The following is a 21689-nucleotide window of genomic DNA, read 5'->3' as shown; positions in this document are numbered from 1 at the left end:
TCACTCTTTCCTAACATCACTATAAGTGTAATTCGGGCGTGCGAATTTTCAGGAAAAATTACTGCTCTGTTTGATAAATATCAAATATTCAGCGGGAGGTTTTTAGCTCTCAAAAAAACGTCCTACTACTTAATCTCAGACCATTTTGTTGTTTGATTTCGCCCCTGCCTTTTAGATGTATAAAGCGCTTCATCTGCTCTGTCTACAATGCTATCTATGTTCTTATCACTTGGATGTAATTCGGCCACACCCAGACTGATTGTAAGTGGTTGACCCGGACTGAATAGGAATGACTCTGTTTCTTTTCGTATCGACTCAGCCACTTTCACCCCGTTATCTTCCGATGTGTTGGGCAGTAGAATAATGAACTCTTCGCCCCCCCATCGTGCCAAAATATCACTATGCCTTATTCGATTTGACACAAGCCCACTCAATTCTTTGAGGTAGACATCACCGACATTATGCCCAAACTGATCATTAATGGATTTGAAATGGTCAACATCAAACAGGATGATGCTAAAAGTAGAGGTGAGGTTTTTACCCTGTACAAATTCATATTGTAAGTGCTCGGTGAACTTGTTGCGGTTGAATACTTGAGTAAGAAAGTCGGTATTCGAAGCAGTAGTGAGTCTTTGATTATGTCTGTGGCTAGCGAATATGCTCCAAGCGGTCACGGCAGAAACCAACAAGATAAGTAATAAGTATATCAGATAGCTATTGCAAAGCTCTTTCAGCCTCGCGTCTTGCGTACTAGAGATTAAGTACGCAACATGTTCACCCTTGATATTTTTAATGGATAAAAAGCTCAGTATGTATGTATTGTCACTGATAGTAATATCGTGGGAGAAGCTATGTTCGTATAGGGTTAGTGAGCTTAAAGACTTTTTGAGCGTGTCCGCGTTGTCTAACAAGTCTCTGTATTTTATTTTCGGTAAATGTTGTTCGAATACGGCTTTATCAAAATAGTAGTTATCGGATAAAAAGCTGTTTAGATAATTGTATGCCATGTCGTCGAAGAGCTTAGACTCTACGGTCGATTTGTTGATGATAAAATGGAAATCATCATCGGGGTACAATTCAAACAGTAAGTCGACGATGCTACCCATGGAAAGAGACACTTCTAATGTGCCAACTTGTTTATCGTGATCGACAACTGGGTACACGAATCGGTAACCATTAAATATCCGGCCTTCTTCGAAGCCTTCGACAAAGCGTTCTTCGACATTCGCTAATCTGACGGATTCTCTTATGGAGAATAGATTATCGCCAAACTTTTCTGGTTTATGAACTCTTAAGAAACTGTCGCCATTTTTGAAGTGAAAATGCAGTTGCCTGAAATTGTACTCCTTTAACAAGGCGTAGTCTTTTTTCAACAACTGGTAGATCCTCTGTCTGTTTTTGTCCCGAACTTCTTCGCCAGAATAAGCTGCAGCCGCGAATAAAGGGACGATTTCCTTATCTCTCTCGATTTGTTTAAAGACATAGTGAGAAAACTTGCGATATACACCAATACTCGACTGAACTTTGGATTCAAACGTTGTGGAATAGTTGTTAAGGATAGTTGATTTCTGCTCGTGATAGCTGTCGAAGAGCAAAATGAATAAGGAGACCAAAAAGAGGCCAAGTGCAGCATAGCGGGTGGTTAATTTATGGGGTGTTAACCGAGAAAATTTAGGCGTATTTCGTGGCGACAAACGCTAGCCTCTAAAACTTTAAAAAATAGATTATGACAGTAGGGGCATAGTACAAAGATGTTAGTAAATTTAATAGGTTTTTTAGTATATTGTTAGATTGCGATCAGGTTTATGTTTTCCGAAAAGCACATCTTTTTGTGCCCAAACATAGCGCCCACCAGAGCCGTGGTTGAGCGCTATCTAATCTCGTTCTTATTAGTCTGTGTATAATGGTCCAATTCATTCAAGTTTGTGCTGCAATGTTAGCGATAGGATGAATCAAAAAGCCCTTTTAGGCGCTTCTGTTATTACGCGTCGAAGGTTAAATGCTACTCCCTCAGTTCAGCACGAACTTCTCTACAATCTAATTCGTTTATGAAATGGTCGCTGAAGATAACTCTTGGGTGTGTTTGCTGCTTTTACGGCGCACTTTGATCTGCGAGAGAACAACACCGGAAATAACAAATAAGCCGCCAACAATATGGTAGAGATGAACTTGTTCGCCTAGTAATGTCGATGCTAGCGCCACTGCGACCACAGGCATTAAATTCATGAACATGGCGCTGGAGTCAGCACCGATTAAATCTATCGCTTTCACCCACATTAGCGGAGCGAAAATTGAGGCTGCAATGCCTGCGTAAGCAATCATCGGGAGCGCTTCTTGGCTAGGGAGAAGATGATCACTGGTCAACCACAATGGTGCCAGCATGATCACTGAGAAAAATCCTTGCATGTAAACCAAAGTCAGGCTGTTAAATGGCATCTTCCAGCGTTTAAGTAGCACGCAGTAAGTTGCGTAAACCAAGGCGGCAAGTAACATCAAACTGTCACCTTGAGTCATGTCCTGATGGAAGAAATAGGTGATGTCTCCGTGGCCAAGCATAAAGGCTAACCCTAACAATGAAATTAAGCCGCCAACGATACTCAATTTAGAAATCGACTTACCTAACAAAGGCACACTCAGAAAGACGCTAATAAGCGGAACCAATGACGTAATCAGTGCCATGTTAGAAGCCGTGGTCGTTAAACCAGCGTAATAACCAAGTGACTGGTTTAAAACCATACCGAGCAGAGCAAGACAAGCCAATTTGCTGAGATAAGGGCGAATAACGTGACGCTGCTTAATCACAGCTGGCAGACAAAACGGTGTCAGTATCAGCAATGCGATAAACCAGCGGTAGAAACTCATTGCACTCGGTTCAATTGCGCTGGCTGCCATTTTGTTGACGTTAGCATTTCCACCCCAAATCATGACGGTAAAAAACGGAAGTAAATAAACCATAAAAATCCTATCGCACAATAATTGATGACGATAGTCTGGCAGGTCTTTATAATGAAAAGTATCTCCTAAAAGACATAGTGAGCGATAGGAAGACAATTTTGAAAAAGAGTTCGCGAAACCTCCACCCTTCATTATCAATTGATAGGGCACCATCCGATGTATTTATGAATTTCGAAGCGTTTTTGTCGAATACAGAGACTCGAATTCACAGCCATCCCTGGGGGCAGGTACAGTTGATCAGTGGCGGCATCTTAGAAATTGATGCAGAAGACACACGCTTTTTAGCACCACCTCACTTGGCTATCTGGGTGCCTGCGGGAATTCGTCATACCAGTTATAACAGAAAACCGATCGAGTATTGCTCGCTAAATATTTCGCCGGAATTGACGGCACATTTCCCGACCAAAACCAGTTTGATTAAGGTTACGCCAGTCATAGCTGCGATTATTGAGGATTTTCGCCAACGAGATATCAATGTCGCGCATAGTGATGAAGACAAACGTCTAGTGCAGGTACTTCTCGATCAACTGGCAAAACAAGAAGTGGAGCACCATTTCTTACCGACTACCGATAACAAGTATCTGGAACCTATCCTTAAAGCGGTAGAAGAATCTCCCACGGATGAAATCAGTTTGGCAGAGTGGGCCGTAAAGGTGCACACCACCGAGAGAACGCTAGCGCGTCATTGCCAGAGTGAACTAGGGATGAGTTTTACAGAATGGCGATTACGTGTCCGCTACCTGCATTCTATGGAGCTGCTACGCAAGGGACAAACGGTAAAAGAAGTCGCATTGACCCTAGGTTACAATCAGGCGAGCCCTTTTATTGCAATGTTTAAGAAATACTCCGGCATGACACCGGAGCAATATAAGAATCGTTTGTTATAACTGATGTGGCTGGTGTGGCTGGAACCATAAGATGACATTTTAGACACAATAGTTGTCATTTTGGACAGATAAGTTGTCATGGTCTACTTTTAGGTTGTAAATTTACTACTTAGGGCTAGGCCATGTACCCACATACCATAGATAAGCCACACGCTAAGAAAAATATCTTCAAGTTCATTAGTGTGAAAAATAAAGCCATTATCATGTGCGAATCATCACTTGAATTTGATGCTTGTTTTCACCTTGAATACCATCCTGACGTTGCATCTTTTGAGAGCCAGCCGTTTTACTTGGAATACCAGTTAGAAGATGGTTCACATAGCTACACTCCTGACTTTCTTGTAACGCTGAATGATGGTAAGAAATACCTACAAGAAGTCAAAAATTCCAAGTTATGTCTTACGCCTGAATATCTTCATGTTTTCGAAGCAATGCAAAGAGGTAGTGAAGATATTGGATTTCCCCTTTATCTCGTTACAGAAAGACAAATTCGCAAAGCCTTCATCTTAGATAACCTTAAATTGATCCACCGTTATGCAGGTTCAAAGCACATTTGTTCTTTCAAACAATCACTTTTAGAAGTCATTCAAAACCAAGGGTTGTCGTCATCTGAAAAACTCGCCGGTATATTTGGTAAGTCCATAGGCTTTATGAACAGAGAATTGTTAGAGCTAATGAGCCTTGGCCTTGTTTCTGCCCATTTTGAAACATCCATGTTCGATGAGAGAACTGCAATTTGGGTGAGTGAACAAGTATGAGTGGTCCATTTGTTGACGAATCTAAAGGTGAACCGCCTAATAATGGTGAAGGTGGTCTAGTACAAGATGTAAATATTGGTGATGTTACAACAGACTCTTCTGATCTTTGTTACCGCCCTCTAAATACTTTAACGGTTTACGAACGAGACTTAGACAGTTTTCCTGAAGAGCTTAAAAATGAAGCTTTAGAGCGATTTAAGCTTCTGTCACTTATTGGCAAAGAGTTCGATGGTCCTTGGCCATTTAAACAGATACAAAAGTTAATTGAAAAGTACAAAAATGACGTTTCTATTCCAACTCCTAGCCCAAGAACGGTTCAGCGTTGGAGGGAACGTTATGAGAAGAGTAACGGCGACTTAAAATCTCTTATTGTTAGAAATTATGCTAAAGGTAATCGTAAACCAAAGATCATAGGTGATGAATATTACTTTGATTTAGCCGTGCAAAGTTGGCTCGAGGCTGAAAGACCGAACATCACCCGTGCGTATGAACGTTACTGTGACTCAATTGAAGTAGCTAACGAATCAATTGTTGTGGGTAAAATACCTAGCGCTAGCTACAAATCATTCTCAAGGCGACTTAAACAACTCCCTCCCTATGCTGTTGCTCTACAAAGACATGGAAAATATTTTGCTGATCTTTGGTTCAGACACAACGCTAAGCACAAGCCGCCTACACGTATTCTGGAGCGAGTTGAAATTGATCATACACAACTGGATTTGATGTTACTCCATGATGAGTATCTTGTTCCTATTGGACGCCCCTGCTTGACGATGCTTATCGATGTATTTAGCGGTTGTATCATTGGCTTTCATCTTGGTTTTCATGCACCGGGTTATGCAACGGTAGCAAAGGCATTGTTAAATGCGATGAAGCCTAAAGATTACGTAAAAGATTTACCTATAGAGTTAAATAATGAATGGATTTGTGAAGGAAAAATTGAAAAATTGGTCATGGACAATGGGGCTGAGTTCTGGTCGAAAAGTATTGACGATGCCTGTAAAGAACTCAACATTGCTGTTCAATACAATCCAGTCAAAAAGCCTTGGTTAAAACCCTTTATTGAAAGGTCATTCGGTATTCTAAACAAAACGTTACTCTCCACTATTCCGGGAAAGACGTTTTCAAATGTTCTTGAAAAGGGGGACTATGATGCAGCCAATAAAGCTGTAATGAAGTTCTCTACGTTTGTTGAAGAACTTCATCGTTGGATCATCGATGTACATAATGCCAAACCTGACTCGAGAAACAATCGCTTGCCTAACTTATATTGGAGCCAAGGCGTCAAAACACTTCCTCCAGCTAGACTCCCAATTAAAGACAGCGAACAACTGTCTATTATTATGGGTATATTGGTGAAGCGAAAACTCACGGAGAAAGGTATTCAATACGAAGACTTATTTTATCGTAGTCAAGCCCTTGCCGATTACCGAGCAAGGTTCCCACAGACGAAAGAATCAGCGATAAAAACCATCAAAGTAGACCCCGATGATCTGTCGAGAATTTTTATCTTTTTGGAGGAACTTAATGGTTATATCAAAGTTCCCTGTGATGACCCCGAAGGATACACAAAACATCTTTCACTTCATGAACACATTATTATCAAACGAGCCCATAAACAGTATATCAAAGGGCACGTTGATACCTTGTCGCTTGCGAAAGCACGTCTAGCTTTGGCAGCGAGAATGGAAGAAGAAACAGAAGAGTTGCGTTCTTTCAAGAGAAAGCGTAAGCCGCCGAAAAACATTAAAAAGATGGCTGAGTATTCGGGACTAAGCAGTGCAGCTATTGAATCGAAGTCACCAGCTTTGGATAAAATGTCATCGAGAAAAAGCAACGCCGAAGAACCAAAGGATATTGCCAATTTTTTGGATGATTGGGAGGCGATACTCGGAGATTTAAGTGATGACTAGCAACTCTGAGAACGTTCAACGTCTTGTTTCCAACTTTAATCAGTCTTTTGCTCTGTTTCCTCCATTCGATGCAATTCTTAGTGATCTGGAAAAACTACGAAACAAAAGTGCAAGAGAAGGGTTTAAACCATCGATGTTGATCTATGGAGATACAGGTGCAGGTAAGTCTGCATTACTTGAGCATTTCACTAAGGAGAGCAAATCCAAAACAGGCCGTAAGGTACTGAGAACAAGAGTGAGGCCTTCACTGCAAGAGACTCTTAGCTGGACACTTCATGTTCTAAATCCTCTCCGGAGAAATAATCGATTTGTAAAAAATGCATCTGAAATTGGCTTAACCGACATGCTTATCCGCGAACTTAAACAAGCAAACATAGGCATTATGATTATTGATGAATGCCAAGAGTTTGTAGAAATTCGTTCGAATGATGACAAAAAAGAAATAAGTATTCGATTGAAAATGATCAGCGAAGAAGCTTCTGTCTCAATGATATTTGTTGGTATGCCTTGGTCAAAAGAAATCACCAGAGATAGTCAGTGGGAGTCCAGAATACGTTTAGTTCGAGAAATCCCTTACTTCAAAGTGATCAATGAGAATGGTAGTAATAACAAAAAAGAGATGAAGCGATTTGCTCTGAGTTTAATGGAGATATCAAAGTTGATGCCATTAGATAAACAACCCCAATTAGAGCTTCCTGAGTTCAGTTTCCCACTTCTGGCTTACTCGAGGGGAGAAATGCGAGCACTGAAAGATATTTTATCCGATGCTCTCGAAATAGCTCTTAACGAAGGCGCAAAGGAACTAACGAGATATCATTTACAAGAGGCTGCCAAGTTTTCTGTCGAAGGCGAAAATCCATTCGATGAAAAAGTCAATATGATTCAAATTCAGACGATTCAGCAGTACACACGTTTTGAGCTAGATGATAAAACTGGCAGAAGAGAGAGGTTTGATCGTGCTTTTACAGCATTGCAGCAAATTCCTATCAATAAGTTACTCAGTAAACGCTAGCTCTCGCTACTTCCCCCCAATTTCGCAATCAATGCCGCTTTATCCTCATCACTTAGTTTATCTACTAAGCATGCCAGCTCTGCACTTAATTCGTTACGACAGAAAAAGTAATTCAACGGTACGTCCAACTCTTCAGCCATACGGGTTAACGTTCCTATATCGGGAACATGACGACCTTTTTCATAGTGGTTCATGCGACCACTTGCCGAGCTTTCTTCCATGCCTATTCTCACCCCTAGATCTTTTTGGGTGATTTTGGCTTTTTTACGTGCAGCTTTGAGCCTCTCTGGGATTGGGTTGTGGTTTTGCACTTGCTCATTTCTAACAAACCTATCGATAACTTAGATTGTCTAAGTTTTACTGATTTTTGTATACTTAGCAATCCTAAGTTTTTTATTGATTGTTATAGCCACATGAACAGAATTACCAAAATTAACCCACACATGTTTAACTTATTGATTGAAAGAGGAATGGATGATTTCTCTGTAACAGAAGCTAGGGATGCGTTACTTGAAAGCGGTGTATTGTTACCAAGCAAAGAGGATGCTCGAAAGTATGTGTATAGGCAACTTCTATCATTTGAGAACAAAGGATGGCTACTAGCAGATGGGCTGCGCCGAGATAAACGTTACCACCTTACTGCGGAATTTAAAGCGTTAGCAGTAGAGCCTCGAACCCTCAGCGATAAAAATGGGAGAGTGGATTCAAAGGCTAATCTAACGGAATCTGCTCTAAATACGTTGGTGAAAGAGAAGAAGCTGTATAAAGGAGAGTTAGCGATTACTTTGGGCGAGATTGAAGAATATCAATCGTTGTTGTCTCGGTTTCCAAGTAACAAGAAAGATCTGCAACCACTCTATGACGCTGCAAAAGAACACTCAGCGAAACTATTGGGTAAAATCAATGCATTGAACAATTATGTTCATATAGCAAAAGATAAGGCGCAAAAATGCTAAGGGTTTGGCAAAGCGAGTGTGTAACTCAAGTTCTGAAAAAGTTTACGTCAGCCAGCCATTCCCATTTCTTCTGTCAAGCGACTCCTGGAGCTGGCAAAACAGTTATGGCCGCAGAGGTTGCAAAGTGCTTATTTGAAAATGACATGATCGATTTGGTTCTTTGTTTTTCGCCATCCCTCTCAGTTGCTCAAGGAATGAGAAGTACATTTTCTTGGAAGTTAGAATGTTCTTTCAACGGAGGGTTGGGCTCTTTGGGGGGATCTTATACGTACCAATCCATCCGATTTTTGGGTGAAAGTTTTTGGAAAACGGTCAGAAAATATCGAGTGCTAGTCGTATTTGACGAGATTCATCATTGTTCATTTGATGAAGACGGTCGTTCTAATTCGTGGGGGTTAGAAATTATAAGTAAACTCCAAGGGCTTGCACAATATACACTGGCGTTATCTGGAACACCCTGGCGATCAGATCAGTCACCCATTGTAATGGCTGAGTATTCTGACCCAGATGGAATGGTTATTTGTGATTATCAGTATGGATTAAAACAGGCTGTTGAGGACAGGGTATGTCGTCGTCCTCAAATTGTATTAATAGACAATGAGCATCTGAGTATTTCTAAGGGGAGTACAAATCAGCACTTTACCTCCATTTTGGATTGCCTTAAACAATCAGATGTTTCTTACCAGAGTGTCATCCACAATGAAGATGCCATGAACTATATTTTGGAGAGTGGCTGCAAAAAGTTAGCACAGGTAAGAAAAGAATCACCAAATGCAGGTGGGTTAGTTGTTGCTGCTTCGGTTAGACATGCGAAAGATATTCAGCAGAGACTTATTGAACGCTTCAATCAATCAGCCTGCGTTGTTACTTATCACCTTAACAACCCGCTACAGGAAATTGAATCATTTCGGCATTCAGATACACAGTGGATAGTCAGTGTGGGGATGATAAGTGAAGGAACCGATATCCCTAGATTACAAGTATGTTGTCATATGAGTGCGGTTAAAACAGAGCTCTATTTTAGACAGGTATTAGGACGAATACTTAGAATCAATGACTCGCCGAACCAAGAAGCCTGGCTTTATACCTTTGCCGAGGAGAGCTTAATTGGGTTTGCTGAAAGGATTGAACAAGACATTCCAGAGTCATGCCAGTTAATCAAACTTAACAAGTGCAGTGAGGAATATAATAAACAAGAAATGAACGCTATTTCTACAGAGCGTTTAGTCGATAAGACCTTGGAGCCTAAGGAGGCTATATCCAGTATCAATTGGTCCAGGATTAGCCCTTTTTCTAATACGGCCACCCTTCCAGTCGTGGGTTACGATGAACTGCATTTAGGTGATTTTAAACAAAGAGTTCTTGCTGCCTTTATGTAATCAAGAAAAATATTATTCACCTTGATTTATACACCTCATCAGCAATACTAAAACTTAGTTATTCTAAGTTTTAGTGGTGGCTTGTGATTACAAATATTCAACTATACCCTGATGAATCGCTCGAAAGCTTTCTGTTGCGACTATCGCAAGAGCAAGGGTACGAGCGATTTTCCCATTTTGCAGAAGACATCTGGTATCAAACACTTAATGAAAATGAGGCGATGTCAGGTGCTTTCCCACTAGAGCTTAATTGCATCAACATTTATCACGGGCATACAACCAGCGAAATGAGAGCGCGTGTCCTCATTGACCTAGAACGCCGAATTAAACTCAACGACTTTGGTGTTTTACGTTTGGCCTTAATGCACTCAAAAGCCAATTTTTCACCAAAATTCAAAGCTGTGCATCGTTTCGGTATGGATTATCCCTTTTCCTTTCTGAGAAAGAGATTTACACCAATTTGTCCTATGTGTTTGGGTGATGCGCCGTATATACGACAGAATTGGCAGTTTATACCTGTTCAATCATGTGCGGAGCACGGCTGCAAGTTGCTCCATCAATGCCCAGAATGCGGTTGCCGACTTGAGTATCAGAATTCAGAGCGCATTCAATATTGTGAATGTGGTTCTAACCTTGCCGAAGCTGAGGCAAAAGTATCGTTTGAAAGCGAGTTGATGGTAGCTCGCTGGCTAGCCGGAAAGTCACCTATGGAAGAGGGCGTCATGAGCAAAGATATGACAACCTCAGAGCGCTATGGTTTTTTGCTTTGGTACGTGAACCGCTATGGCGATCTAGAAGATATCAGCTTTCATGCCTTTGTAAAATATTGTGCAGAGTGGCCAAAACCATTACACCACGAACTGGATAAGCTGGTAGATAAAGCTGATGTAATTCGAGTGAAGCAATGGAGAAAGGTATTTTTCAGAGAAGTGTTTGGGGAATTGTTGAAAGAGTGCCGCGAACTCCCAAGTCGCCAGTTAAGTAAGAATATTGTGTTAGTTGAGATTTTACATTATCTCACTCGTTTAGTTGCCGACAGTTCCTCGTCGCCTAAAGGAAATATCGCAGATGTTTTGTTGAGCCCGTTTGAAGCGTCTACGTTGCTTTCATGTAGTACAGATGAAGTATATCGTTTGTATAATTTCGGTGAGATTCAAGCAGCATTTCGACCGAAAATACACACTAAACTAGCTCGCCACGAACCAGTATTTACTTTGAGAGGAATGATAGAGACAAAGTTGGTTCGTATGTGTTCCGAGAGTGATGGCCTTAGTGTCTATCTCTCGAACTGGTAATTCAGGAAAGTAATAACGATGAAGCTAAGTGATGTATTGCGAATTGAAGATGAAGTGCTCAAGCAGACGACGTTCAAAAAAGTATTCATGCCTTATAGTGAAGATATCGAAATTGATGGCTGTGAAAAAGAAGCTTTAATCATACTGCTTAACTTAAGTTACTACCCCAAAGGAACGAAGCATATTAACTGGCTGGATGATGAACGAGCGCTAGATTATCTCACAGAGCAAGACAACCTAACAGCCTCGCTGGCAGAGGTACAATGGTTCCACACCCATAACCTAAAATACCCAGATTGCCGAGTAAGTAAGCAGAAGATTATTGGTGAACCTCTTCCTGCAGATGACGTTTTCATTTCAAGTGCTACGTTGAAGCCAATCTTAGGCTGGGCGCATAATTCGGCTGCTTATCGCTACACGATTTGGTTGCTGAATTCTTTTATTTGGCAGTCTCAACCCACCAATATTCTTACCTTAATAGAGCAACAAAACCCAATTTGGCTAGACTTGCTGAGGGCCTTTGGTTTGCGCGAAAAGTCGCTTGAACTCCTTAGAACCGAAATTGAGTTGCAGCTTTCCTCACAATCGTTTCCTCGCTATGTTGATTCGTACTCTAAGCAGCTGCGTTTCCCTTGGAACGGAGATTATTTATCGGTTACTCCCGTTGTGAGCCATGCGATGCAACGGGAATTGGAACATCGTTATAGAAACGCAGAGAGTCATCTCAAGTTTGTGACTTTGTCATTCCCTAACTCAGCAAGTATCGGGAATTTATGTGGTAGTGTGGGTGGTAACATGCAAGTACTGAATTACCCATTAGATGTGCCGTCATCGACAAATAGGTCAACATTAAGAAAAACACTAGCCGACAGCAGGTTAGCGAGTGGTCGGTATTTTGATGATTTCCAGCTAACGAATGAAAGAATATGTAAAGTTCTAAGTCGTTTGACTGGAACAGAAACATCTACAACACACAAACGAAGAATTAAATCGCGAAAAGATCAAAGTAGAATTTTGAGAAAGCAGGTTGCCTTGTGGATGCTACCGTTAATTGAACTGCGCGATCGTTTCGATAGCGATGAACGAGAGGGCGTTATTGAGGAGCATGAAAGCTTGGTTCAAGACTTTCTAACGCTATCTGAATCAGATCTACCCGTGCTGGTAAGCCAGTTCAATCAGCGCTTACATTATGTATTTCAAGAGAATAAATTTACCAGAAAATTTGCTTATCATCCTAAACTGCTACAAGTTGTTAAATCTCAGATAGTTTGGGTTCTTAACAAACTGAGCAAGCCTCAGGAAGATGAAGTTAGTGGCCAGGGTGAACAGTATATCTACCTTTCTTCACTGCGGGTGCAAGACTCCCTGGCGATGAGTTGTCCATACTTATGTGGTGTTCCATCACTAACGGCTATTTGGGGCTTTGTTCATCACTATCAAAGAGAGTTCAATAGATCGATTAACAGTGATGTGTTTTATGAGTTTGCCGGCTTTTCGATATATGTGCGAAGTCAAAGCATTACTGTGGGCGCGAAGTTGACGGAGCCCAATTCAGTAGAAAAAGTCCGAACCCTTTCAAATGCAAAGCGTCCAACGATTCGAACTGATAGGTTTGCTGACTTAGAAATAGATTTAGTTATATGCGTAAAAAGCAATGGCAGATTATCGGATTACCGCGCAGCACTTAAGTCTGTACTCCCGCTTTCTTTGGCCGGAGGCTCTTTGTTCCAACCTCTCATCTCATCAAAAATCGACTGGCTGAGAACGTTCGATAGTCAATCTAGTTTGTTTCATGCATTAAAGGGCTTACCAGCTTATGGACGGTGGTTATACCCCTGTGAGCTGCAACCTGATAGTTTTGATGAATTGGAATCGACTTTGGATCAGAATAGTGGCTGTCTACCAGTCTCAAATGGATACCACTTTTTAGAGATTCCTATACATCGAAATAATGCCCTCACTGCGTTACACACTTATGCCGAAAATACATTGACTGTAGCTAAACAGGTTATTCCTATAGAGATGCGTTTTGCCGGAAGCAAACAGTTTTTTCAGGAGGCTTTTTGGTCGCTAGAATGCAGTTCAACAACTATTCTTGTAAAAAAATACAAGGAATAGGGTATGGAACTGTGTCGTCAACTCAATTATTTGCGGTCTATCTCTCCAGGGAAAGCGTATTTTTACTACTTGGCTTCGAATGGAGATAGGTGCCCTTTAGCGATTGATAAAACTCACATACGGGCACCAAAAGGCGGGTATGCGGAAGCTTATCAAGGTAGTTCATTTGTCAAAAAAAATGTTGCACCTCAGGACTTATCTTATTCCAATCCTCAATTTATTGAAGAATGCTATGTTCCACCATTGACCAATGAAATCATCTGTGAGTTTTCACTTCGAATCAGAGCTAACTCGTTACATCCTGATGTATGTAGTGATGAAAAAGTGCGCGAGCAATTAATGTCGCTTGCCAAAGTTTATAAAGAGCTGAACGGTTATCAAGAACTTGCTTATCGTTATGCGAAAAATATACTGCTCGGGAGTTGGTTATGGAGAAATAAAGATTGCCGTGGAGTTACAATCCAAGTGATGACGAGTGATGGTGAATCCATTGAAGTCTATGATGCAACAAAGCTTTCTTGGTATGGTCACTGGGATGAGCAATCAACACAAAGCCTAGAACAATTAACGAGCTATTTGTCGAGAGCATTGTCTGACAGATCTCAATGCTTCTATATGGACGTGAAAGCTGTAATGTCAGTCGGACGAGGGGATGAGGTCTATCCAAGCCAAGAGTTTATAGATGTTAAACAAGAGGGAATTCCCACAAGGCAGTTAGCTAAGGTGCCTTTGAACTATGAACAAGAGACAGCTGCATTTCATGCTCAAAAAATTGGTGCAGCATTACAGTCAATCGATGATTGGTGGCATGAAAATGCAGATAAGCCGTTAAGAGTGAATGAGTATGGGGCTGACAGGGAATATGTAATTGCAAGACGTCATTCACTATTAGGTAACGATTTTTATCAGTTGATTCGTCGTACTGAAAAGTGGATAGAAGAGATGGATAAATCTAAATCGATACCTAATGATGTTCATTTTATTTTGTCGGTGCTTATTAAAGGTGGTTTATTCAATTGCTCGAAAACCAAATCTAAATCCAAATCTAAATCTAAATGAGGGGGATACTGATGGAAAGAAGATATTACTTTTCGATTCGCTATGTTCCATCATATGCGGATTTTGGACTCTTGGCTGGTCGCTGTATATACCAGATGCACTTGTTTTCAGTTAACAATCCTGAGGTGAAAAATAAAGTGGGAGTTTGTTTTCCTCGCTGGAATTCGAAGGATGTTGGTGACATGATCGCCTTTGTTATGGAAGATAAAGAAGCGCTATTGGGGCTAGCTTTCCAACCTTACTTTTCCAGGATGACAAAAGAAGGCGTATTTGAACTTTCGAAAGTTGATGAGGTTCCAAAATCGTCTTCTGAAGTGAGGTTTGTAAGAAATCAAGCGATTGGCAAGAGTTTTATTGCTTCTAAAAAACGAAGGATAAAACGAAGCATGACGAGAGCTGAATTATTGGATTTTGAGCATACCCCGGTTGCTGTTGAGGAACGTGTTGTGGAACATTATCACCGCATTCCAATTTCTAGTGGCTCATCTGGCCAGGATTATATATTACATATTCAAAAAGAACGCGTCGAATCAAGAGGGCAGCAAGATTTTAGTAGCTATGGCTTAGCGACAAAGCAAGAAAAAAGAGGGACGGTCCCTGCGCTGTATATTTGACCATCTTTTTGAAGTTCCCATTTATTTTAAGATAAAACAGTGGGTTACAATAAGAGGCAAGAAAAGGGTAATATACGAATTGTTGTTTGTTCTAATAGGAAAATCATTAACTTATAGTCTAGAATTTATAGTGACCTGCCGAGTAGGCAGCTAAGAAATCGGTGTTTTCTTACCCGCTTAGTAATAGGATGTGACCTGCCGAGTAGGCAGCTAAGAAAATGTTAAAAAAATACTCAGGTAAAACCCTGCCGAATAGGTAGTTTGAATTTTACCATTTATAAGGCAGATATAGTGGTTCTGCCTTTTTTGTTTCTCGGATCTCAAACAGCTAAACCGTTAACGGTTACAACCAAATCAGTATTTTCAGCGTATCAGAATGCATGTAAATTATAAAACGTTCATTTGAATGGATAACTAACCAAGTGCGTATTTCGGTGATTGAGAACACTCATTTCGTACGCCTGAACTTGAAAGCACTGTTAAAGCTGATCTTACCTTGAGTGACTTTAGCGATCACATCAACAGTAAGCTGGGAGCGAGAGTCCATGATGATCATCCTTACTAACCCCTGAATGGTGAGTTGACCTATTCAAAGGGTTAGGTATAGAAATGGATCCGTCATTTTCCCTTGGTAATTAGTTCACCGACAAAATCGGTTGGTAGTTAAGGTACGACAGAATCGCTTGGTGATCACACCACACAGAATTTCAGGCTAGCAAACTTATGCCCCAAAATCGTTTAGAGCCAGTACTCTATACGACTGATGCTCCATGTGTTTGACCTACTAAAAGTAATCCCTTTTACACCCTATAAACCCTAAAAATATGCCATCTATTTGATATGTGCATCAGTTGCACATATTCGATTGTGCTAGCATCCAAAAAGTCATGCATTACAACACATTAAAGGAGAAATCATTGGCTAGACGAGGTAGTGGTTTACGAACGGCAATAAAGGTTGTTAAAGCAATAGATAGAGCTAACAAACAAGCTGCTCGTGAATCCCATCGTATGCAAAAATTATCTTATTCAAATGTGTCTGCCAAATAAGTTACGATTCATTTTAATCTTCTAGATTAAATGTTAAAAATGTAACAACACCCAGTAACTTTGATGATTTGACTTGCATTTCTCATTCCTATGAACGGAGGCGCAAACTGGAGCAATGAACTACTTAAAAGCACCACTAGTCGGAAGAACATCAATGCAAGCGAGAAAAGCATTTTTAAATACTGAGTCCGACTATACTGTTTGGGTCAACGTAAGAAAACGCAATCACTGGTAACAAATGCCATCTACATGACGCCATTTATTGGTAGGTGGTTGTTCATCATTGATAATCAATCACTTAAAAAGTGCTAGAAAAAGCGGATAGCGGGAATACTACCTACCCCTTTACAAAAGTACTATCTAAGATTCATCATTTCGGGTGGAAAGCCGATAATAGAGAATGAATAAACCGACGATGATTTAGGTTTTACCTTCGATACTACTTCGCGACTCTACTTTGGATAGAGCAGGATCAGTCGTCACCGTTGACTTTACCTAGGATAAGAGCGTAATTCTTTTCAAAAGAATCAAGTAAAAACAGGAGCTGTACATGCTTATTACATTTCGCTGCAAAAGCCATGCTAACGTCACAATGTTCGGTGGCATTGGGCTGCAACTGATAAAGATGATGGGTCATAGTGGTACAGTACCCGGTGCTATTCTTTCCCCAGATATCCCTGAAGCACTTTCTAAATTAACGTTTTCACTCGCTGCAGAAAGTACAGCGGCTCAAAAAAACACCTCTGCCACTGGAGATGATGAAGAGGAAGCTCTATCTGAACAGGTAGTAAGCCTCAATCTCCGCGCTGTTCCATTAATAGAACTATTAAAGTCTGCGATAGATGCTCAATGTGACGTAATGTGGGATACCCCATAACATTTGCTTCAGACATACTAGGGTATTTGTCTAATTTACATATTATGCATTTAATGGCTTTCCCTAACCGTCTACACCACGACTTGTCCAGGAAGCTTACGCAGTGTAGGGAAGCATTATGTCTATGCGGTACATCACGTGAATAACCTCGTAATTCTTGTTGGGCTCACATTGGCAGCGGGACTAGCTATGCCTTTCGGCGCGCTTCTGGCCAGCATCGGAAAATTTAAGTCACGATTGTTCGAGGCCGAGTTCAGTCACAGCATCACAGCATTTGGTGGTGGTGCTCTATTGTCTGCTGTAGCTCTCGTATTAGTTCCTTATGGTATTGCCAAGCTTGACCCGTTGATAGCATCGACTTGCCTCCTGGTTGGTGGGGTCATTTTCATGATGCTTGACGTGTATCTTCTAAAATTTGAGACACCTGCTAGTCAACTCGTTGCGATGCTCCTTGATTTCATCCCTGAATCCATGGCGCTTGGAACTGCATTTGCAATCGGAAGTACAGATGCGGTGTTGCTTGCGGCGCTAATCACATTGCAAAATATCCCAGAGGGTTTTAACGCATATCGTGAGTTAAACAACTCTTATCATTTTGGTCCGAAAAAAATCATGGCCATTTTCTTTTTAATGGCATTTCTCGGTCCTGTTTGCGGGGTGTCCAGCTATTTGTGGATGCAAAACCAAGCTATTGCCATTGCTGTGATTGTGCTTGTGGCTTCAGGAGGTATTTTATATTCCGTGTTTCAAGATATCGCTCCAAGAGTAAAACTCGCAAAACATTGGTTGCCCCCGATGGGCGCGGTGCTAGGTTTTGTGCTTGGCATGGTTGGAGTGATGGTGATCAGATGATTGAATAACGAAGTGTCATTTTTGGAATTGATTCAACTATGACAAGGTTCCAATTCTTCAGGTAGATTAGTATCGTTGCTTAGGGCAGATACAAAGCTTTCCTTACTTATGATCTAATGTGTACTGTAAAAGTGGCTACGACTACGACACTGGTGGCTATTCAGCTTTTTTCAACAGGTAAGCTCATACCTCTAAACCTTTCAAAGCGTTCTTTCCAGCGTATAAGTTATAGCAGTATGGAAAAACTAATAAAATTGCCTTCATACGGGACTATATAACCTATAATAAATAGGTGAACTTGTATAATTTCATATAATGATGCGTCGTGTTGTATTTGTAACACAAAGAGCTTATTCAAGGTCTACTGTAGATACTACAGAAAGGAGTTATGCGTGTTGTTGAATTCTATTTTATGAGAAGTTGAGATAGACTTCCCACCTTAAGGTAACGCTCAATAATTAATGGTAAATTCTGCACAATTGCCTCGAGTTGATTGAGTGATTCCTACCTCATTCAATTTATATAGGTCAAAAATTCTTGCCTATATCGGAGGGCATGCTCATGCTCCCAAGTAACAATTCTTCAGGAAACCCCTGGGGCGGAGGACAGCAAGATCCTCCACATTTGAAAAAAGCTTTTCATACGATTCTTCAGCACTTCAAGAAAATTCTTATCGGTGGCGGACCGTCGAGATTTTTTTCTCCATTTATTATTATATTTTTAGCTCTCATTTTATGGTCAACATTTTATACCGTTCCAAGTGATTCTGTCGCTGTCATACAACGCTTTGGTAAGTATGTAAATAATGTTCCTGCGGGGCTCCACATCAAGGTTCCACTTGGTATTGATACGGTAAAAATAGTTCCAGTTAAACGGCAGCTAAAACAAGAGTTTGGTTTTACGACGCCAGAAGCTAATGATCCTCACCAAAGTCCAAGAGTGAACGATCGTCGCCAAGAGACACAAATGGTCACTGGTGATTTAAATGCTGCCCTTGTGGAGTGGGTAGTTCAATATCGAATTTCTGAACCCATTAAGTTTTTGTTCGAAGTCCGGAAACCTAGTGAAACACTTCGATATGTTTCTGAATCCGTAATGCGTGAAGTTGTCGGGGATAGAACTGTGGATGAAGTGTTCACAATAGGTCGACAAGAAATTGAATATGAAGCGCTTTCAAAAATGCAGGCGCTCTCAACGAAATATGCCTTAGGAATAAGTATTGACCAAGTGCAATTGAAAAACATCAACCCTCCTCAACCTGTCCAGGCATCATTTAACGAAGTGAACCAAGCCCAACAGGAAAAAGAAAAGCTTATTAATGAAGCTCGCCGAGATTACAACAAAGTGATCCCTTTAGCTTTAGGAGAAAAAGATCAACGGATCAGAGAGGCTGATGGTTATCGTTTAAAACGAATTAATGAGGCTGAAGGGGATACAGCTCGCTTCAATGCATTATTGTTCGAATACGTTAAAGCACCGGAAGTGACTAAGCGAAGAATCTATCTAGAAACAATGCAAGCTGTATTACCGAATATTCGTGCCAAAATTATCATTGATGAGCGAACAAACAATATTTTGCCTTTGCTCAATCTCAACGATACGCAAGGAGATGCACAATGAGACCGATTAAATTAGGAGTCATAATCGCATTAGCCTTAGGTGTCTCTCTTAGCCTATACAGCGCACTTTATACGGTGAGTGAAGTACAACAGGTCATTATTACACAGTTTGGGAAACCGATAGGCGAACCTGTGGTGGATGCCGGGTTGAAGATAAAAATACCGTTCATTCAGGAAACTAACACAATAGATAAGCGAGTGTTGGAGTGGGATGGCAACCCTTCCGACATGCCAACAAAAGATAAGCTGTATATTTCTGTTGATTTATTTGCTCGGTGGCGAATTACCGATCCACTTCAATACTTTTTACGTCTTAAAGATGAACGTAGTGCTCAATCTAGGCTTGATGATATTTTAGGGAGTGAGACGCGAAATGCTGTGGCAAAACATGAATTGATCGAAATAATTCGTACAAATAAAAATCGAAAACCGTTACGAGATCCCTTATTGAGTGATGTTGAAGGCGAATTGAAAATTGGCGCCCTAGTGCCTATTCAAAAAGGTCGTCAATTAGTCGAGCAAGAAATATTCTCTGCAGCATCAGAAAAAATAAAAATCTTTGGTATTGAATTACTCGATATTCGATTTAAACGTATTAATTATAATGAAAGTGTCCGCCCTAAAATTTACGAGCGAATGATTAGTGAACGTCGGCAAATTGCGGAACGTTTTTTATCTGAAGGGAATGGTGAGGCTGCGAGGGTTCGTGGTGACCGAATTAGAGATTTAAATAAAATTCAGTCCGAGGCCTATCGTAAAGTTGAAGAGATTCGCGGGCAAGCCGATGCCCAAGCTGCCGAGGTTTACTCGCTAGCCTACAATAAAAGCTCTGAAGCGAGACATCTTTATGAGTTTACACGAACGATGCAGGCTTACTCGACCGTCATTTCAGAAAACACCACGCTTGTTTTATCTACGCATAGCGATTTATTCAAGTTTTTGAATAACATCGAAGGAAACTTAAATACCACAGTCGACAAGCAATGAGTAAACGAGAAAAAACAACTATCAATCGGATTCAACTACCGAGAGAATATATTGATTGGCTGTCTCAGCCTGTAACCCGTTTTACACATATTGAATCTGCTTCGGGTGTTGTGCTGTTTATTTCCACGTTGCTTGCTGTTGTGCTCGCCAACTCGAGTTTAGGTGAGGCGTTTTCTCAATTCTGGCAGATTCAGTTGGGAATTACTGTCGGGGATTTATTGTTTGAGCGTTCAATACACACATGGATCAATGATGCAGGAATGACCTTGTTCTTCTTTCTCATTGCATTGGAACTCAAGCGCGAGTTGATGTTAGGTGAACTCCGTAATCCTAAATTAGCCGTCCTTTCTATTGCTGCCGCCCTAGGCGGTATGCTGATTCCCTCTTTTTTCTATTTGCTTTTACAATTTGGTGAGCCCGGGCAGCGTGGTTGGGGCACGGTCATGGCAACGGACACCGCATTTGTGATCGGATGTTTAGCTCTGTTAGGACAAAGGATTCCAAATAGCTTACGCATATTCATGTTATCAATGGCTGTGGTGGATGATATCGGTGCTATCGTTGTTGTTGCCATTGGTTACGGTAGTGAGATTGATTGGTTATCTATCACTTGTGCATTGATAGGCTTTGTTGTTATTCGAATCATGGGTTTTTTAGGGATTCGTAGTCTTGTCCTTTTTTCTGTTGTGGGGGGAATGACCTGGCTAGCTGTTGATATGTCTGGCATACATCCGACGATTACTGGTGTCATTATTGGACTATTAACACCAACGAGTAAATGGGTGAGCAAACAACATCTTTCCATTATTATTGATACCGTGATGAAATCGTCTACTAAGATGCAGTGGAGTGGCGATACCGCAGAGGGAGTCGCTTTGCGGACTGCAGCAGCTGCAGCTCGTGAAACACTCTCACCGGTTGAGCGTTTAGAAATGTTACTTCATCCTTGGGTCGGGTTTATCATCCTGCCGCTGTTTGCCTTAGCCAATGCGGGGGTTTCGTTAACAGGGGCAAATCTAACGTCTCCAATTTCTCTTGCCGTATTTTTGGGTTTTGTTTTTGGAAAGCCGATAGGTATTGTGTTGTTCAGTTGGATTTCATTAAGACTCGGTTTAGCGATACTGCCAGAAAATCTCAATTGGGGAATGCTCTTGGGGAGCGGGATGTTGGCTGGTATTGGTTTTACGATGGCATTGTTCATATCGGAGTTGGCTTATAGTCCTGACCAAATTAATGCTGCAAAACTTGGAATTTTCTCAGCTTCCATCTGTTCAGCTTTACTCGGTCTCACTTTTTTACGTTATTTCTCTGTGAGAACAAAACAGAACAACATCTGAATCTGAAATGTGTAGACAGTCT

At 41.0% G+C, this 21689-nt stretch carries 18 protein-coding genes; 15 read left to right on the top strand and 3 right to left on the bottom strand.

Annotated features, from left to right (window positions below; genetic code table 11):
* Nucleotides 1-125: 125 nt before the first annotated feature.
* Together VEJY3_RS23065 and VEJY3_RS23060 are read right to left on the bottom strand one after the other, a co-directional pair.
* Nucleotides 126-1376, bottom strand: coding sequence for a diguanylate cyclase (locus VEJY3_RS23065; RefSeq protein ID WP_237708189.1), 1251 nt, complete (start codon nucleotides 1374-1376; stop codon nucleotides 126-128).
* A gap of 670 nt (nucleotides 1377-2046) precedes the next feature.
* Nucleotides 2047-2955: a DMT family transporter gene (locus tag VEJY3_RS23060; protein ID WP_014234842.1), complete on the bottom strand. Its 909-nt coding sequence runs from the start codon at nucleotides 2953-2955 to the stop codon at nucleotides 2047-2049.
* 98 nt (nucleotides 2956-3053) lie between these two features.
* Between VEJY3_RS23060 and VEJY3_RS23055 the strand changes: the two genes are divergently transcribed.
* The 4 genes from VEJY3_RS23055 to VEJY3_RS23040 all read left to right on the top strand — a co-directional run bounded on the left by VEJY3_RS23055 (nucleotide 3054) and on the right by VEJY3_RS23040 (nucleotide 7525).
* A complete protein-coding gene (locus VEJY3_RS23055) occupies nucleotides 3054-3842 on the top strand; it encodes a helix-turn-helix domain-containing protein (RefSeq protein WP_014234841.1) in 789 nt (262 codons plus the stop codon).
* Between the two features lie 122 nt (nucleotides 3843-3964).
* Complete coding sequence (locus VEJY3_RS23050) at nucleotides 3965-4600, top strand: TnsA endonuclease N-terminal domain-containing protein (RefSeq protein WP_014234840.1); 636 nt, start codon at nucleotides 3965-3967, stop codon at nucleotides 4598-4600.
* Complete coding sequence (locus tag VEJY3_RS23045) at nucleotides 4597-6513, top strand: Mu transposase C-terminal domain-containing protein (protein WP_014234839.1); 1917 nt, start codon at nucleotides 4597-4599, stop codon at nucleotides 6511-6513. The genes VEJY3_RS23050 and VEJY3_RS23045 overlap by 4 nt, the downstream gene beginning before the upstream one ends.
* Entirely contained in the window at nucleotides 6506-7525 is a 1020-nt protein-coding gene (locus tag VEJY3_RS23040; protein WP_014234838.1) for a TniB family NTP-binding protein, read from the top strand. Before VEJY3_RS23045 ends, VEJY3_RS23040 begins: the two co-directional genes overlap by 8 nt.
* Here the strand turns inward: VEJY3_RS23040 and VEJY3_RS23035 are convergent.
* Complete coding sequence (locus tag VEJY3_RS23035) at nucleotides 7522-7836, bottom strand: helix-turn-helix domain-containing protein (protein WP_014234837.1); 315 nt, start codon at nucleotides 7834-7836, stop codon at nucleotides 7522-7524. The genes VEJY3_RS23040 and VEJY3_RS23035 overlap by 4 nt on opposite strands.
* A 102-nt stretch (nucleotides 7837-7938) precedes the next feature.
* On the opposite strand from VEJY3_RS23035, the gene VEJY3_RS23030 reads away from it, so the two are divergent.
* The 11 genes from VEJY3_RS23030 to nhaA all read left to right on the top strand — a co-directional run bounded on the left by VEJY3_RS23030 (nucleotide 7939) and on the right by nhaA (nucleotide 21667).
* The gene (locus tag VEJY3_RS23030) at nucleotides 7939-8481 is read left to right on the top strand and encodes a hypothetical protein (RefSeq protein ID WP_041170438.1); all 543 of its coding nucleotides are present in this window, start codon (nucleotides 7939-7941) and stop codon (nucleotides 8479-8481) included.
* The gene (locus VEJY3_RS23025; RefSeq protein WP_014234835.1) at nucleotides 8475-9860 is read left to right on the top strand and encodes a DEAD/DEAH box helicase; all 1386 of its coding nucleotides are present in this window, start codon (nucleotides 8475-8477) and stop codon (nucleotides 9858-9860) included. The genes VEJY3_RS23030 and VEJY3_RS23025 overlap by 7 nt, the downstream gene beginning before the upstream one ends.
* Before the next feature lie 83 nt (nucleotides 9861-9943).
* The gene (locus VEJY3_RS23020) at nucleotides 9944-11155 is read left to right on the top strand and encodes a TniQ family protein (RefSeq protein ID WP_014234834.1); all 1212 of its coding nucleotides are present in this window, start codon (nucleotides 9944-9946) and stop codon (nucleotides 11153-11155) included.
* A gap of 18 nt (nucleotides 11156-11173) precedes the next feature.
* The gene (locus VEJY3_RS23015) at nucleotides 11174-13273 is read left to right on the top strand and encodes a type I-F CRISPR-associated protein Csy2 (protein ID WP_014234833.1); all 2100 of its coding nucleotides are present in this window, start codon (nucleotides 11174-11176) and stop codon (nucleotides 13271-13273) included.
* A 3-nt stretch (nucleotides 13274-13276) separates the two neighbouring features.
* A complete protein-coding gene (gene csy3 / locus VEJY3_RS23010) occupies nucleotides 13277-14332 on the top strand; it encodes a type I-F CRISPR-associated protein Csy3 (protein WP_014234832.1) in 1056 nt (351 codons plus the stop codon).
* Between the two features lie 11 nt (nucleotides 14333-14343).
* Complete coding sequence (gene cas6f / locus VEJY3_RS23005) at nucleotides 14344-14946, top strand: type I-F CRISPR-associated endoribonuclease Cas6/Csy4 (RefSeq protein WP_014234831.1); 603 nt, start codon at nucleotides 14344-14346, stop codon at nucleotides 14944-14946.
* A gap of 1599 nt (nucleotides 14947-16545) precedes the next feature.
* On the top strand, nucleotides 16546-16872 hold the full coding sequence (locus VEJY3_RS23000) for a DUF1840 domain-containing protein (RefSeq protein WP_014234830.1): 327 nt from the start codon (nucleotides 16546-16548) through the stop codon (nucleotides 16870-16872).
* Nucleotides 16873-17010: 138 nt separating this feature from the next.
* Nucleotides 17011-17724 (top strand): ZIP family metal transporter, encoded by a 714-nt coding sequence (locus VEJY3_RS22995; RefSeq protein WP_041170437.1) that lies wholly within the window; start codon nucleotides 17011-17013, stop codon nucleotides 17722-17724.
* Between the two features lie 561 nt (nucleotides 17725-18285).
* The gene (hflK, locus tag VEJY3_RS22990; RefSeq protein WP_014234828.1) at nucleotides 18286-19344 is read left to right on the top strand and encodes an FtsH protease activity modulator HflK; all 1059 of its coding nucleotides are present in this window, start codon (nucleotides 18286-18288) and stop codon (nucleotides 19342-19344) included.
* The gene (hflC, locus tag VEJY3_RS22985) at nucleotides 19341-20330 is read left to right on the top strand and encodes a protease modulator HflC (protein ID WP_014234827.1); all 990 of its coding nucleotides are present in this window, start codon (nucleotides 19341-19343) and stop codon (nucleotides 20328-20330) included. Before hflK ends, hflC begins: the two co-directional genes overlap by 4 nt.
* Nucleotides 20327-21667: a Na+/H+ antiporter NhaA gene (gene nhaA / locus VEJY3_RS22980; RefSeq protein WP_014234826.1), complete on the top strand. Its 1341-nt coding sequence runs from the start codon at nucleotides 20327-20329 to the stop codon at nucleotides 21665-21667. The genes hflC and nhaA overlap by 4 nt, the downstream gene beginning before the upstream one ends.
* Nucleotides 21668-21689 lie beyond the last annotated feature (22 nt).

The organism is Vibrio sp. EJY3, from assembly GCF_000241385.1.
In the GTDB taxonomy this organism is placed as follows: Bacteria; Pseudomonadota; Gammaproteobacteria; order Enterobacterales; family Vibrionaceae; genus Vibrio; species Vibrio natriegens.
The sequence above is the reverse complement of the archived record's forward strand: the minus strand, read 5'-3'. Positions and strand labels throughout refer to the sequence as shown.